We start from the raw sequence: 14,286 nt of genomic DNA on the forward strand, positions 1-14,286 counted from the left end.
GTTACAGCGTCACGGGCTGCGTTAACAGCACCACGTGCTTTTCGCCCACGCGGGTGAAAACCAAAGTTGCTGACTCGCTGCCCTGGGTGAGCTTCAGCTGACGACGCACCTTCTCAGGAACAATGTCCATTCCACGTTTCTTAATAATGACCTTGCCAATGTTGCGTGCCTTCAGTGCTTGACGCAACGCCTTAATACCAGCAGGCAACACATCCACAATTCGGTACTGCGACACCGCGCGCTGAGCAATCCCGGTCACAAGAGCGTCACCAGTCAGGTACGCAATTTTGGGGGAGATCCGCCACACACCTAGAGGGTCACAGAGGGCAGTGACGAGCCCGGCTCGCACCAGAGCCCCGTCCGGTTCAAACAGATACTCGCCCAGCTCACCAATCCCGGGTTCGTCCGCTTCGGGCACCTCGGACTCGTGCACGGTCAGTGTTCCGGGCCCATCGCCCATGAGAAGAGCGGAACGCCCCGCCCGTTGACACGCGTCGCCAGCGTACAGGCCCACTTCAACGACATCGCCGTTGTGCGAAACCCACTGGGCCTCCCACCCGTCCGGAACGAGGGCATGGTCCAACGCCGGTCCCATCTTCACGCCAGCTGCCCGCACCTCGGCGGCCTTTTCCACTACCCATGACAGCGACGGCGAGAACGACTCCGGATCACTGAGCCTGCGCGCCTGCCCATCCCGGTGCGAACCCGACCTGCGGGCAGGGTCGCACCACAGCGCGTCAAACCCCGCCAGGTTCTGATCCTCCGCGGCACCATGAACCACCTCGGCGGTGGGGAACTCACGCATATTAAACGCCGCAAGCGCAGCGGTAACCTCATCGATCTCAACCGCGCGCACCTGCACATCTGTACCCGCAAACGCCAGCGCATCGGCACCGACCCCGCACCCCAAATCAATAATCGAGGTGACTCCAGCCTGACGCATCCGGGCCGCGTGGTGGGCGGCGACCGGAAGCCGGGTGGCCTGCGCTAACCCGTCGCGCGTGAACAACATGTGTGAAGCAAACGGGCCAAACTTGTCTTCTGCCTCGATGCGCAACTGAGCCTGCGTGAGGATCGCCGCGGTGAGTTCAGGACTCAAGCCCTGCTCCCGCAACTGCTTGTTCAGCCGCAACTCACGCGAACGGTCGTACTCGAGTGAATCCAGAATCTTAAGAGCAGAAACGTCAAGAAGTTGTTTCAAAATGCTGGGATCCATTTCACTATGGTAACTGGCGTATAGGGTGGAGATGTGAGCACACTTTTGACCGCGCGCACAGTTCGCGAAATCGCACATGAACTGGGGTTACGCCCCACTAAAACGCGTGGCCAAAACTTCGTGATCGATCCCAATACGGTGCGCATGATCGTGGAAGAAGCACAGCTCACCCCTGGCGAACAGGTTGTGGAAATTGGCCCGGGATTAGGCTCGCTGACCCTGGGACTTCTGGAGGCGGGCCACCCGGTGACGGCGGTCGAAATCGACACGCTCCTGGCATCCCGGCTCCCGCGCACCATTGACGAACACGCCCCGGATGCCCACCCGCTCACCCTCATCAACGAAGATGCCCTCCACGTCACCGAACTTCCCACCACCCCCACCGCCCTGGTGGCGAACTTGCCGTACAACGTGGCTGTGCCGGTGCTCATGCACTTCTTGGAAACGTTCCCGTCGCTGAACTCGGTGTTGGTGATGGTCCAGGCCGAGGTGGCAGACCGTCTGGCTGCCACCCCAGGTTCGCGGGTGTACGGGGCACCCAGCGTGAAAGCCAAGTGGTACGGGGCTGTGACTCGCGGGTCGGACATTGGGAAGAACGTCTTTTGGCCGGCTCCCAACGTTGGTTCCGGGCTGGTGCGGATCGTGAAGCACGCGCAGCCATATGGTGATGAGGACCTGCGCACAGCCACATTTGACGTGGTCAACGCGGCATTTGCCCAGCGCCGGAAAACACTCAGGCAGGCGCTTGCAGGTCTGTTGGGTTCAGGCGCGGACTCTGAACAGGTGCTGATGGACGCGGGTGTCGACCCCAAGACACGCGGTGAAGCCCTGGACATCGACGCGTTCATCGCAATCGCACGTACGTGGCTGGCCGGCAGGAAAGGCTCACAATGACTGAGGTAACCGCGCGAGCCCCCGGAAAAATCAACGTGTTCCTTCATGTGGGGGACCGGATGGATGACGGATACCACGAACTCGTCACCGTTTTTCAAGCCCTCGACATGTATGAAGAGGTCACGTTGCGCCCGTGCTTCGACCGCACGGACACGGTGGTTCGGAACATCTCAGGAAACGACACGTACCCCGGGCTCAGCCCAGTTCACGCAGTGACGCTCAAAGGCCGGTTCGGCTCGACGGCGATCCCGCTGGATCACTCGAACTTGGCGGTGTCGGCGATCAACCGCTTGGCTGCCCGCACCGGCGTGCACGTTCCAGTTGCTGTCGAAATCGAAAAGAACGTCCCCGTTGCCGGTGGAATGGGTGGCGGATCTGCCGATGCCGCAGCTGCGCTCGTTGCCTACGCGAAACTGGCGGGCATCAACGACCCGGACCTTCTGCGTGCCGTGGGTGCCGAACTCGGCGCAGATGTTCCGTTTGCTCTGCGTGGCGGTTGCGCTGTGGGAACCGGCCGAGGCGATGAACTCAGCCCCATCTTAAGCTCCGGTGAGTTCACCTGGGTGCTTGCCACCTCGGTCGACGAACTTTCCACCCCCGTGGTTTACCAAACTTTGGACGACCTCCGCGATGCTGGCGAGGCCCCGCCTGCCGGGGACGTGCAGGAGCAACTTGCGCAGGTTTTGCAGGCGGTAGGTTCGGGGGATGCTCACGCATTGGCGCAGGTTGTGCACAACGATATGGAGCCCGCGGCGTTTGGGCTGCTGCCCGCCGTCGCCGAGGTCGTTACCACCGGGCGGCAGGCAGGCGCCTTGGCTGCGTTGATGTCCGGCTCTGGGCCCACGGTGGGGTTCTTGGTTGAAGACGCGACGCATGCGTTGGATCTGACTGTTCTTTTGGAAGCGAGCGAATCGGTGAAGCACGTGGTTCGTGTTACGGGTCCGGCGTGCGGCGCCCATATTGTGACCCAGTGACCACCGTCTAGCGTTCGCTTTGCGCCGTTACGTACGAAGCTTGTCGACCCGGATCGGTTCGGGGATCGTGCGCCAGTGTTCGCGGGGCCATTTTTTGGTTGTGAGTCGTTCAGCCCGCAGGAACATCGTTTCATCGCCCGTCGCGTGGGCCATCACAGCTAATGCGTTAGCGAGTTCTGCCGGTCCTGCTTGTTTCGCCGCAATGTCGTCGGCGGCCAGTTCAACCAACAGTGTTGCGGATCGCTTGAGCGGAGCAAACACGTGCAACATCTGGTCCAGAGTTGTGAGGATTGAGAGGATTTTGCCGTGGCGTTTGGTCACGTGCGCGTACTCATGGGCCAAAACGGCTTGAAGTTGCCCAGGTGTCAATGCGTCACGCAAGCCCGTCGTCACCATGATGGTTCCCGGGCGACCGTCAGCAGGAGGAGTTGAAAGCGCTGCAGGGTACGTGTGTTTTACCGTGGCCAAGGTGAACCCGGGGCGCTCTTCTTGGGACACGACATGAGTATTAAGCGCTGTAATGACCTCACGAACATCTTTGGTCACGGGAGCGGTTGCCATGATCCAGAAACTCACGGCCGCAACGGTCAACAGTGTCGCTAAGCCATATGCCCAAAGACTCGCAAGCGGAATGGTGTCAGTAATTGCCGGGAGCATGCGCAAGGCAAGTGAAATGGCCGCAACGAACAGGAACCACACGCCCAACACTGTGGAACCGAGCTGGGCATACAGCGACAGGGACGGAAACCGTAACTGAAAGCGGGTGCGCGCAAGAACGGGTATCAGTACGCCCGTGACACATGCCAGGACGGCACACGTGATTGCGCTAGCGAGCACTGAGCCTATTTCGTGAACGCCGAACGCAAGAGTTCAAGATCGCGACTGTCCAGGTTGCCTGCGAACGCCAAAAGAGCGGCTTCACGGTCATTTGCCTGGTCTAAAACGCTCACCATGTCGTCGACAGTCTGCTCTTCATTAGTTCGAACAGCTTCAAACTTGGTCTTACGAGGCGACGGGCCACCGCGCTTCACGTGCCCCTTCTTCTCTAACCGCGTGAGAGTGGTCATCACAGTGGAGTACGCAGGGGTGTGGTCGACAAACTGACGCTGAATGTCACGGGCTCCTAAAGGAACCGGGGAATCCCACAAGAAGTTCATGATTTGGGATTCCAGCTCACCCCATTCGCGGATTCGTGCCACGATCGTCCTTTCACTCAGATCACCACTATTGTATGTCGCACTAGCGGAATAAGCTATGGGGTTTCTTCGCCAGCTTCTTTATCGGTGCCTTTCGAGTTCTTTGATGTATCAGAATCATCCAACGCGTCCGTCTCTATAGGGTCACCGTTGTCATCCAAATACTCGCCCGTGGCGTAGTCGTAGTTGACAGGGTTTCCGTCTTCGTCGGTTCGCTGGTACCAAGCAGTCAAGTCCTCCGCCTTCGAGTCGAAAGTTGCGCCGGCGGCGTACTTCGACGTGCTGGAAGTTGGCTCGATCGAAATGGCGAAGTCGTCTCCGTGCTTCTCAATACCGCGTCGCACCATCGACTTCAACGCCTGTTGCGTGTAGTTAACCCGCAACGTTTGCGGGTCGCTCCGCAGGTCCTTCACCAATCCCACACACATGAGAACAATGACGAAGGTAAACGGCAAAGCTGTCACCGTGATGAAGTTTTGCAAGCCGGTCAATGCGCTTGACCCGCCCACCAGGAGCATGACAACAGCAATCCCTGCCATACACAGCGCCCAAAACGCGGTGATCAACCGGTTAGGTTTGGGGTTTCCTCCCTGTGTGAGCTGCGCATTGACCAAAGAAGCGGAGTCAGCCGTGGTGATGAAGAAAATGGCCAACATCACCATGACAATTGGCGCGATCAAGGCCGCTCCAGGCAGGTAGTCGAGCACAGTGAAGAAAATGTTCTCCGGTGCAGGCAGAGTCTCAATCGTGCCGTCGGTAGCCACTGCCTGCTGTGTGTGCTGCAAGTAAATCGCGGTTCCACCCAAAATGGTGAACGCCAGAACAATGATTGACGACGGGATGAACAGAACACCCAGAACGAACTGGCGGATCGTGCGCCCGCGAGAAATCTTGGCGGTAAACACACCTACAAACGGTGACCAGCTCACCCACCACGCCCAATAGAACGTGGTCCACGCCGACAAAAACTCCTGCATCTCAGGCGAGTCCGCCATGGTAGCCGAGAGCGCCTCGGGGGCGGTGGCGAAATACTCAACGATGACACCCGGGATGATGTTCATCAAGAACACTGTTGGCCCAGCAACAAAGAAGAAGAAAGCCAGCCCCACAGCCATCACCATGTTGATGTTAGAAAGGCGGCGAATTCCCTTTGTCACACCGGAAACGGCGGACAGGATCGTGCCAATCGTCAGCACCATGATGATGACGATGGCCACCGTGTTCCCGGTGGTGTTCCAACCGGTGACAATCTGGGCTCCGCGCGCAATCTGAAGCGAGCCCAGACCCAGACTGGACGCGGTACCAAACAAGGTCGCAACAATCGCAAGCGAATCAATAATGCGACCGCCCAGAGAGTCGCTCTTCTTCCCAAACAGCGGTTCCAAAACGGAACTCATCAACGGGAGACGACCTCGGCGGAAAGACATATACGCAACGGTGAGGCCCACGATCGCATAAATCGCCCACGCGTTGACACCCCAGTGCAGAGCTGCCTGCGCCATGGCCCCCTTGATCGCTTCAACCGTGGCAGGGTCATACGCGCCCGGGCGAGGCGACAAGAAGTACTGGAGAGGCTCGTATGGGCCAAAGAAAATGATCGCAATTCCGATCCCAGCAGCGAACAACATCGCCGCCCATGAACCAGTGGAAAACTCCGGCTTTTCACCGTCCAGGCCCAGCGGGATACGGCCGTAACGTGAAAATGCAATGCACAGCAGGAAGATCACCAGGACAACTGCCAGTCCGTTGAAAACCCATCCAAGATTGCTCATCACCCACTGCAACGCCGCAGTGGACACTTCCAGCACCTGTTCTGGCGCCAAAATTCCCCACGTCACGAAGCCAATGATCAGCAACCCAACAATGACCAGGATGCCTTTATCCACCCGGTAACGAATCAGCTGATCCTCAATCGAAACACCGGGCACCAGCGCGGGGTGGATGCCGTGCGGGTACTCGATCTCCTCAATAAAGCGCTTGGCTTTCTTAGTGCGCTCTTGGCGGACCTTCTTTTTACGCGCGGCCCTCTCTTGCTGCTCTTGGAGTTTGGGGCCCATGCGGATGTCGATTTCAGGCTCTCCGGAAGGGGCGGTTTCGTCGTGAGAAGAGTTACGTTTCGAATGGTCGTTGTTCATTTTTCCTCGCTGAGAACCCGGGGGGGGCTTCTTCTCAGACTATCGTGTTATCCAAGGCCAGATCAGATACGAAGGGACTGTGTGTGCACCTGCTTGGCGCTGAATCCATCAGCTTGTCCTACCCCAACCGGGTCGTTCTTGACGACGTGACCGTTGGGGTTTCTGCCGGCGACCGCATTGGGATCGTGGGGCGTAACGGCGACGGGAAGTCCACGCTCATTAGGATTCTGTCTTCTGACTTGCCTCCGGATTCTGGCCGGGTTACCGCCCGAGGTGGCACCCGGATTGGGTACTTGCGTCAGAGTGACGATTTGGGGGAGTCGGCCACGGTGCGCCACGCGGTTGTGGGGGATGTTCCCGATCACGAGTGGGCTTCGGATGCAGAGAAACGCGATGTGATTCACGGGTTGCTGGGTGATCTTCCGCTTGAAACGCCTACCCACAGCCTGTCTGGGGGACAACGTCGCAGGGTTGCTCTTGCAGCTCTTCTGGCCCAACCGTGGGACGTGCTCATTTTGGACGAACCCACCAACCACTTAGACATGACTGGTGTGCGGTGGCTAGCTGAACACGTGAAGAAACGGTGGCCAGCTGGCCAGGGTGCGTTTCTGACCGTCACCCACGACCGTTGGTTCCTCGACGAAGTGACCACCCGCACGTGGGAGGTTCACGACGCCACAGTCGACGCCTACGACGGTGGCTACGCCGCCTATGTTTTGCAGCGGGTTGAACGTGACCGGCAGGCGCAAGCCGAAGAAGCCAAACGCCAAAACTTGATGCGAAAAGAACTCGCGTGGCTTCGCCGAGGTGCCCCCGCCCGCACCTCCAAACCCAAGTTCCGGATTGACGCGGCGAACGCTTTGATTGCTGGCGAACCTCCTGTGCGCGACACGGTTGAACTCGTGTCCATGGCTACGTCGCGACTGGGCAAAGATGTATTTGAAATGGTGGGTGCCTCGGCTGCGTTCGCTACGGATGACAATCCCGAGGTCGTTCGCACAGTGATCGAACCCACTGACTGGATCGTGGGACCCGGCGACCGCATTGGCATTTTGGGCGCTAACGGTGCTGGAAAATCCACGCTGGTAGGCCTCTTAACAGGGCGGGTTGAGCCCGCCTCGGGCAGGGTGAAGAGGGGCAAGACCGTGCGCGTGGCCCTTCTTGACCAGCAACTGCGCGAACTTGATGACGTGCAAGACGACTTTGTGCGCGAAATCGTGGGGCGCAAACGCGAAGTGCAGACCGTGCAAGGGGAACTGACGCCCAGCCAGCTTCTGGAAAAGCTGGGCCTGGGTGGCGTTCTTAAATCCCGGGTGCAAGACCTTTCAGGTGGCCAGAAGCGCAGGCTTCAGCTGTTCATCGTCCTCATGGATGAGCCTAATGTGCTGATTCTGGACGAGCCCACCAACGACATGGACACCGACATGCTCGCGGCTATGGAGGACCTTCTGGACCAGTGGCCGGGCACGCTCATCGTCATTTCGCACGACCGCTACTTCACGGAACGCGTCACCGACCACCAGTACGCGGTACTCGGCGGGCACGTACGGCACCTGCCCGGGGGAGTCGACGAGTACTTTGCCTTGCAACAACAGGCGGAGGCCACACCTCGGCACGTGCAAAAACAGGAAGCACCCAGTGAGGACGCAAGCGGGCTGAGCCCTGCCGAACACCGGCGAATCACTAAAGAGGTGCAAGCCGTGACGCGCAAACTTGAGCGGATCGACAGCGAAATTGCGAGATTGGACAGCACTATCGCAGAACACGACCAGTCCGACTTCGAAGGCTTGGCTGAGCTTTCTGCATCACGCAATGAACTGCTGGAGGATAAGGACGAGCTGGAACTGCAGTGGCTCGAACTGTCAGAACAATTGGAGTAGTGGTGGCGGGGTGGGTTACGCAACGACTCGTGCGCCCCTACCCCTGCCAACAGAAGTTAGACAGTTTCTGTAATGACGTCCGCAACTTGATTCAGGGTGCGAGTAATGTCCGCAAGTTCACTGCGATGCTCGTCTCCAAGTGGTTTGAGCATGAGACCCACGTGGCGATAGAAGTCCACTGCGATTTGAGCTGCTCGCTCTGTGTAGTACAAGGCGATGCGTCGCTTGTCCGCGTCGTCCTTGTCTCGAACGATGTAGCCACGCTCTGCGAGACGTTCAAGAATGGAGGTCAACGTCGAAGCAGACAGTGACATGCGGTCCGCAATGTAACCGGGTGTGACAGTGACATCTCTGTCACTTGCGGCGATGATCGCAAAAAGTACGCGGAAGTCAGCTTGATTGAAGTCTCGTTCACTCGCAAACCGAATCGATGCAAGCTGGATAACTGAACAACAGCGAATGAGTGAATAGGTAACTCCGGCGAGTTCGTCATCGTTGATGCCTGGTGAAGGGAAATCGTCGGACCGCGTTATGTCAAATAGTTCATTGAGGGAATCAGGCAACATACCGCAATCATATGCAAAGCCTGGTCAGAAGGTATATCTGTCTCAATTTAAAGGACATGTGAACATGGTGTGTCTTTTCAGTGAATCCGCTATTATTGGAACTGTTGTAAAGTATGCCAGTTGCGCCAAAGTGGCACGTGGCCCCCGCTGGTAGTCCTGACGGGGCGAAGGTTTCAATGTGCCCAAAAGTTTAGGAGAAAAGGTGAAGCGCAAGTTTCTTGCTCCCGTTACCGCCATTTCAGTTATCACAGCACTAGCTGTTTCTGCATGTGGCCAGGCTCCCGAAGAAGGCGGGGGTGACAAGCAGGCCTCAGATTTCAAATCTTGCATCGTTTCTGACGCTGGTGGTTGGGACGACCGTTCCTTCAACGAATCTTCCAAGGACGGTTTCGACCGTGCTGTTGAAGAATTCGGTTTGCAGAAGGGTGAAGCAGAATCCAAGGACGACTCCGACTACGTCCAGAACGTTGACAACATGGTGCAGCAGGGATGCAACCTCATCTACGGTGTTGGTTTCAACCTGGCTGGTGTTCTCACCGACTCTGCAAAGCAGAACAAGGACGTTCACTACGCGCTGATCGACTCGACCTTCGCAGAAGCTGACGGAACCCCCGTTGAAGTTGAGAACGGCAAGCCACTCCTCTTCAACACGGCAGAAGCCGCATTCCTCGCAGGCTACCTGGCAGCTGGTACCACGGAAACTGGAAAGGTAGCGACCTTCGGAGGAATGCAGATTCCTTCGGTTTCTATCTTCATGGACGGCTTTGCTGACGGTGTGAAGAAGTACAACGAAGACAACGGCAAAGACGTCAAGCTCCTGGGTTGGGACAAAGAAGCTCAGAAGGGCTCATTCTCTGGTGATTTCGACAACCAGTCGCAGGGTCAGGCCCTGACCGAACAGTTCTTGTCCCAGGGTGCAGACATCGTCATGCCGGTTGCTGGTCCGGTTGGACTGGGTGCCGCCGCGGCAGTCGCTAAGGACGACAAGGCACGCCTCATTTGGGTTGACGCTGACGGTTACGAAGCAATCCCTGACTACAAGGACCGTGTTCTGACCTCGGTTGTGAAGCAGATTGCAAACGCTGTGTACGACACCACTGTTGAGTCCAAGGACGACAAGTTCTCGTCTGAACCATACGTCGGAACGCTTGAAAACGAAGGTGTGGGACTTGCTCCGTACCACGACTTCGAAAGCAAGATCGATGATGAACTCAAGTCAAAGGTTGAAAACCTGAAGCAGGACATTATTGATGGCAAGATCAAGGTCGAAACCCCGAACGCGCCTACGAAGTAATTCCATAGCGATACCCGGTCCGGAACTGTTCCGGCCCGGGTATTGTTGTGCTTGAGCCCTGTGAGGAGACACCGTGCAACTTGAATTACAAGGAATTACTAAGCGATTTGGGTCGTTTACCGCTAACGATTCGATTGACCTCACCCTTAAACCTGGCGAGATTCACGCTCTACTTGGTGAAAACGGTGCAGGTAAATCTACGCTTATGAACGTCTTGTACGGGCTGTATGAACCCACTGAAGGATCGATCCTTCTTGACGGGAAGCCCGTAAAGTTTTCCGGCCCCGGCGACGCTGTCGCCGCTGGTATCGGAATGGTACACCAGCACTTCATGCTTATCCCTGTTTTCACGGTTGCCGAGTCGGTTGCCTTGGGATACGAACCAACCAAGGCGCTGGGGCTTCTCAACCTTGACGAGGCTCGAGCCAAAGTGCGCGAAATTTCGGAACGGTTTGGGTTCGACATCGACCCGGACGCCGTTATCGGTGATTTGTCCGTGGGAGCGCAACAACGCGTAGAAATCATTAAAGCGCTTTCACGCGACGCTCAAGTTTTGATTCTGGACGAACCCACCGCGGTTCTCACACCACAAGAGACCGATGAACTCATCGAGATCATGCGTCAGCTCAAGGACCAGGGCACGTCGATTGTGTTCATTACTCACAAACTTCGTGAAGTCCGCGCCGTAGCTGATGCGATCACCGTGATCCGCCGCGGAAAAGTCGTCGGTACAGCTTCACCTGAATCGACCGAATCCGAGCTCGCTGGTTTGATGGTGGGGCGTGATGTCAACCTCACAACCGATAAACAGGATGCACAAGTTGGCGACGTCAAGTTCGCCGTCAAGGACCTCACGGTTCTAGACAAGTCAGGGTTCCCGGCGGTGAAAGACATTTCCTTTGAAGTGCGTGCCGGTGAAGTGCTAGCAATCGCCGGTGTGCAGGGCAACGGTCAGACTGAACTGACAGAAACCATCATTGGCCTTCGAGCACCGGCACAGGGATCTATCTCGCTTGGCGGAAACGAACTTGTAGGCACATCGGTGAAACACCGTTTGGACGCCGGAATAGGGTACGTCCCAGAAGACCGGTCCACAGACGGCATGATCAAAGACTTCTCGATCCGCGAAAATATGATTCTCGACTGGTACAACCGCCCGCCATACTCACAAGGGCTTGCGCTGAAGCCACAGGTTATTCGCGAAGAAGCTGCGAAGAAAGTCGAAGAGTTCGACATTCGGCTCGGAACAATTGACGACCCAATTTCCACTCTGTCTGGTGGTAACCAGCAGAAAGTCGTTTTGTCGCGAGAGTTGGGACGTGAACTTAAGCTCTTGATTGCCTCTCAACCCACTCGAGGTCTTGACGTTGGGTCAATCGAGTTCGTGCACAAACGCATTATTGCGGAACGCGACGCAGGTACTCCGTGCATTATCGTGTCCACGGAACTCGACGAAGTTCGTAACCTTGCTGACCGTGTTGCGGTTATGTACCGGGGAAGCATCGTGGGGATTGTCCCTGCTGATACCCCGCGTGACGCGTTGGGCCTCATGATGGCGGGAGCGTCGGAAGAAGAAGCTATGGCTCGCGTCGCTGATGGATCAGCAGTGACGGAAGTCAGTGAGGCAGCGCAGGAGGACATCGTATGAGCGCGCCCGTAAAAGAAAAGAAGACAGAAGCGCAATCGACACCGCAGTCACCTTCGGTCATGCGGCAGATTGTGACCGGGACGTTCGGTGTATCAGTCTTGTCGATTGTTCTTGCGCTTGTGTTTGGGGCATTTCTGATCGCGTTCGCCAACCCAGACGTACAGCGAGCCGCGGGGTATTTTTTCGCCCGCCCCACTGACCTGCTGTACTACGCATGGACGTCCGTCAGTGAGGCGTATGTGGCGCTTTTCCGTGGAGCGATCTTTGACTGGCAAGCGAACTCGTTCACCCGCATGATTCGTCCCATAACCGAATCGCTCGTGCTGTCCACCCCGCTCATCTTCACTGGATTGGGAATTGCTTTGGCTTTTCGGTCTGGTCTGTTCAACATCGGTGGACAGGGACAGGTGATTCTTGGAGCCGTAACTGCTGGTTTTGTGGGTTATGCGATCAACCTGCCACCGGTGATTCACCTTCTAGTTGCGCTTGTAGCCGGAACGCTAGCGGGCGCTGTGTGGGCAGGAATCGCAGGTGTCCTCAAAGCACGCACAGGTGCCAATGAAGTGATCGTGACAATCATGCTCAACTCGATCGCTGGATTCCTTCTGGCATATCTGCTCAAACAAGCGTGGTTTAGGCAAACAGGTTCAGCGAACCCCATCACTACGGAGATCCACAGCTCTGCGGCATTGTTCCCGCTTCTCCCTGCTCCTTTCCGTCTGCACTTCGGTTTCCTGATCGCGATCGCCGCCACCGTGCTCGTGTGGTGGATTCTGGAACGCTCAACGATTGGTTTTGAGTTCCGCGCAGTGGGGTCAAACCCTGAAGCATCCCGCACAGCGGGTATTTCGGTTCAGCGCGTCACCATTCTGGTGATGGCGCTTGCTGGAGCGCTCGCCGGTTTGGGCGGAGCAGCTCACGTGCTGGGAACTGAAATGAAAATTACAGGCGGTATTGCCGGGCAGATCGGGTTTGACGCGATCACGGTAGCGCTGCTTGGGCGGTCCAGGCCGCTTGGTACGTTCTTTGCCGGTTTGCTGTTTGGCGCTCTGAAGTCCGGTGGGTACCTCATGCAGGCACAGACTGGAACGCCCATCGACATCGTTTTGGTTGTGCAGTCAACGATCGTGCTTCTGATTGCGGCACCACCGCTGGTCCGCGCGATCTTCCGTCTGCCAGCGCCCGTTGCTAAGGAGGCTGCATGAACACCCTAACTAAGGAAGCACAAATGCCTACGGCTCTGCAGCCCGTTGAGTGGAAGTACCCCATTGTCTACGGCGTTTTGGCTCTTCTGGCGCTTGCAGTGTTTGGGTTCGGGGCGCCCGGTGACGCTCAGACGACGTTCGCGTTTACCGCACCTGATGCGTTCATCTCTCTCCCAGATCTGGTGGTAGCTTCGAAGATTACTGCGATCGTGGTGGGTGTCATTCTCTTGGCACTTGCCGGTTTCAGTTTGTGGGCTACGCGTGCCCGGGCCGAGGTGGGAGTATGGCTCCCGCTGGCATTCGGAGTTTTGTTTGTGTTTGCGTTCTTGACATGGGCCGGTGCGGGCCGAGGCGTCATTGCAACGACCTCGTTGTTGGCTGGTGGCCTGGCGCTGTCCGTTCCGCTGATCTTTGGTGCCATGTGTGGTCTAGTTGGGGAACGTTCTGGCATTATCAACATTGCGATTGAGGGTCAGCTTTTGGCTGGCGCTTTCCTTGCAGCAGTGGTTGCCAGTGTTGCTAAGAACCCGTACGCAGGGCTGGTTGCAGCGCCACTGGCAGGGGCCATTGTGGGTGCAATCCTGGTGTTCTTTGCCGTGAAGTACTGGGTCAACCAGATCATTATTGGTGTTGTTCTCAACGTGCTCGTGGTGGGTCTGACTAACTTCTTGTTCTCGACTCTTCTCACGCAGAACCAAGAGCTGTGGAACACGCGCCAGGCGTTGCCGGCTTTACCTATTCCTCTGTTGAGTGAAATCCCGGTGCTTGGCCCCGTGTTCTTTAAGCAGAACGTCTTGGTGTACCTCATGTGTGTGGTTGTCATTGTTCTGCACGTGGCTGTGTTCCGCTCCAAGTGGGGCTTGCGGATGCGCGCAATCGGTGAGCACCCACGGGCTGCCGACACGGTGGGTATTAACGTCAACCGTGGACGTGTTCTGAACACGATCTTCGCTGGTGCGATCGCAGGCCTTGGTGGTGCGTTCTTTACGATCGGCTCAGGTTTGGCTTTCGGTAAAGAAATGACTGCCGGTCAGGGTTACATCGCTTTGGCGGCAATGATCTTGGGTAAGTGGAACCCATTTGGAGCGCTGTTCGCAGCGATTCTGTTCGGGTTTACCAAGAACCTGGGTAACTCGCTTTCCGCGATCGGGGCACCTATTCCGCAGGACCTTCTGTTCATGTTGCCGTACATTGTGACGATCTTCGCAGTTGCAGGGTTCGTGGGGCAGGTTCGCCCACCGGCGGCAGAAGGTATCCCATACTCCAAGCAGTAAAAGA

At 57.1% G+C, this 14,286-nt stretch carries 12 protein-coding genes; 7 read left to right on the plus strand and 5 right to left on the minus strand.

The annotated features are described in order from the left end of the window. Position 1: 1 nt before the first annotated feature. Complete coding sequence (locus QP868_RS01760; protein WP_284924857.1) at positions 2 to 1,216, minus strand: class I SAM-dependent methyltransferase; 1,215 nt, start codon at positions 1,214 to 1,216, stop codon at positions 2 to 4. A 33-nt stretch (positions 1,217 to 1,249) separates the two neighbouring features. Here QP868_RS01760 and rsmA point away from each other — a divergent pair, with 33 nt between their 5' ends. Continuing rightward, positions 1,250 to 2,110: a 16S rRNA (adenine(1518)-N(6)/adenine(1519)-N(6))-dimethyltransferase RsmA gene (rsmA, locus tag QP868_RS01765; RefSeq protein WP_284924858.1), complete on the plus strand. Its 861-nt coding sequence runs from the start codon at positions 1,250 to 1,252 to the stop codon at positions 2,108 to 2,110. After that, positions 2,107 to 3,084, plus strand: a complete 978-nt coding sequence (locus QP868_RS01770) for a 4-(cytidine 5'-diphospho)-2-C-methyl-D-erythritol kinase (protein ID WP_284924860.1) — start codon at positions 2,107 to 2,109, stop codon at positions 3,082 to 3,084. Before rsmA ends, QP868_RS01770 begins: the two co-directional genes overlap by 4 nt. A 27-nt stretch (positions 3,085 to 3,111) precedes the next feature. Here QP868_RS01770 and QP868_RS01775 read toward each other — a convergent pair whose 3' ends face one another. The 3 genes from QP868_RS01775 to QP868_RS01785 are packed head-to-tail and all read right to left on the minus strand — an operon-like array spanning position 3,112 to position 6,415. After that, positions 3,112 to 3,921: a M56 family metallopeptidase gene (locus QP868_RS01775; protein ID WP_284924861.1), complete on the minus strand. Its 810-nt coding sequence runs from the start codon at positions 3,919 to 3,921 to the stop codon at positions 3,112 to 3,114. A gap of 5 nt (positions 3,922 to 3,926) precedes the next feature. After that, on the minus strand, positions 3,927 to 4,283 hold the full coding sequence (locus QP868_RS01780) for a BlaI/MecI/CopY family transcriptional regulator (RefSeq protein WP_284924863.1): 357 nt from the start codon (positions 4,281 to 4,283) through the stop codon (positions 3,927 to 3,929). A 53-nt stretch (positions 4,284 to 4,336) separates the two neighbouring features. Beyond that, the gene (locus QP868_RS01785) at positions 4,337 to 6,415 is read right to left on the minus strand and encodes a BCCT family transporter (RefSeq protein WP_284924864.1); all 2,079 of its coding nucleotides are present in this window, start codon (positions 6,413 to 6,415) and stop codon (positions 4,337 to 4,339) included. A gap of 83 nt (positions 6,416 to 6,498) precedes the next feature. Between QP868_RS01785 and QP868_RS01790 the strand changes: the two genes are divergently transcribed. Next, on the plus strand, positions 6,499 to 8,295 hold the full coding sequence (locus QP868_RS01790) for an ABC-F family ATP-binding cassette domain-containing protein (RefSeq protein WP_284924865.1): 1,797 nt from the start codon (positions 6,499 to 6,501) through the stop codon (positions 8,293 to 8,295). A gap of 56 nt (positions 8,296 to 8,351) precedes the next feature. Here the strand turns inward: QP868_RS01790 and QP868_RS01795 are convergent, their stop codons facing one another. Further along, on the minus strand, positions 8,352 to 8,861 hold the full coding sequence (locus tag QP868_RS01795; RefSeq protein WP_284924867.1) for a MarR family winged helix-turn-helix transcriptional regulator: 510 nt from the start codon (positions 8,859 to 8,861) through the stop codon (positions 8,352 to 8,354). 202 nt (positions 8,862 to 9,063) lie between these two features. Here QP868_RS01795 and QP868_RS01800 point away from each other — a divergent pair, with 202 nt between their 5' ends. The 4 genes from QP868_RS01800 (at position 9,064) to QP868_RS01815 (ending at position 14,282) form a co-directional block, all read left to right on the plus strand. Next, a complete protein-coding gene (locus QP868_RS01800) occupies positions 9,064 to 10,155 on the plus strand; it encodes a BMP family lipoprotein (RefSeq protein ID WP_284924869.1) in 1,092 nt (363 codons plus the stop codon). Positions 10,156 to 10,228: 73 nt separating this feature from the next. After that, positions 10,229 to 11,803, plus strand: coding sequence for an ABC transporter ATP-binding protein (locus tag QP868_RS01805; RefSeq protein ID WP_284924870.1), 1,575 nt, complete (start codon positions 10,229 to 10,231; stop codon positions 11,801 to 11,803). Continuing rightward, positions 11,800 to 13,008 carry an ABC transporter permease gene (locus QP868_RS01810; RefSeq protein WP_005883205.1) on the plus strand — a complete coding sequence of 403 codons (1,209 nt, stop codon included), beginning with the start codon at positions 11,800 to 11,802 and terminating at the stop codon, positions 13,006 to 13,008. The genes QP868_RS01805 and QP868_RS01810 overlap by 4 nt, the downstream gene beginning before the upstream one ends. After that, positions 13,005 to 14,282, plus strand: coding sequence for an ABC transporter permease subunit (locus QP868_RS01815; protein ID WP_284924873.1), 1,278 nt, complete (start codon positions 13,005 to 13,007; stop codon positions 14,280 to 14,282). Before QP868_RS01810 ends, QP868_RS01815 begins: the two co-directional genes overlap by 4 nt. Positions 14,283 to 14,286 lie beyond the last annotated feature (4 nt).

Source organism: Brevibacterium sp. UMB1308A (assembly GCF_030230605.1).
Classification (GTDB): domain Bacteria; phylum Actinomycetota; class Actinomycetes; order Actinomycetales; family Brevibacteriaceae; genus Brevibacterium.

Excerpts from the sequence above, each read along its gene's own strand:
- QP868_RS01785 (WP_284924864.1), bottom strand. The coding sequence starts at position 6,415 with ATGAACAACGACCATTCGAAACGTAACTCTTCTCACGACGAAACCGCC.
- QP868_RS01760 (WP_284924857.1), bottom strand. The coding sequence starts at position 1,216 with ATGGATCCCAGCATTTTGAAACAACTTCTTGACGTTTCTGCTCTTAAG.
- QP868_RS01815 (WP_284924873.1), top strand. The coding sequence starts at position 13,005 with ATGAACACCCTAACTAAGGAAGCACAAATGCCTACGGCTCTGCAGCCC.
- QP868_RS01795 (WP_284924867.1), bottom strand. The coding sequence starts at position 8,861 with ATGTTGCCTGATTCCCTCAATGAACTATTTGACATAACGCGGTCCGAC.
- QP868_RS01810 (WP_005883205.1), top strand. The coding sequence starts at position 11,800 with ATGAGCGCGCCCGTAAAAGAAAAGAAGACAGAAGCGCAATCGACACCG.
- QP868_RS01770 (WP_284924860.1), top strand. The coding sequence starts at position 2,107 with ATGACTGAGGTAACCGCGCGAGCCCCCGGAAAAATCAACGTGTTCCTT.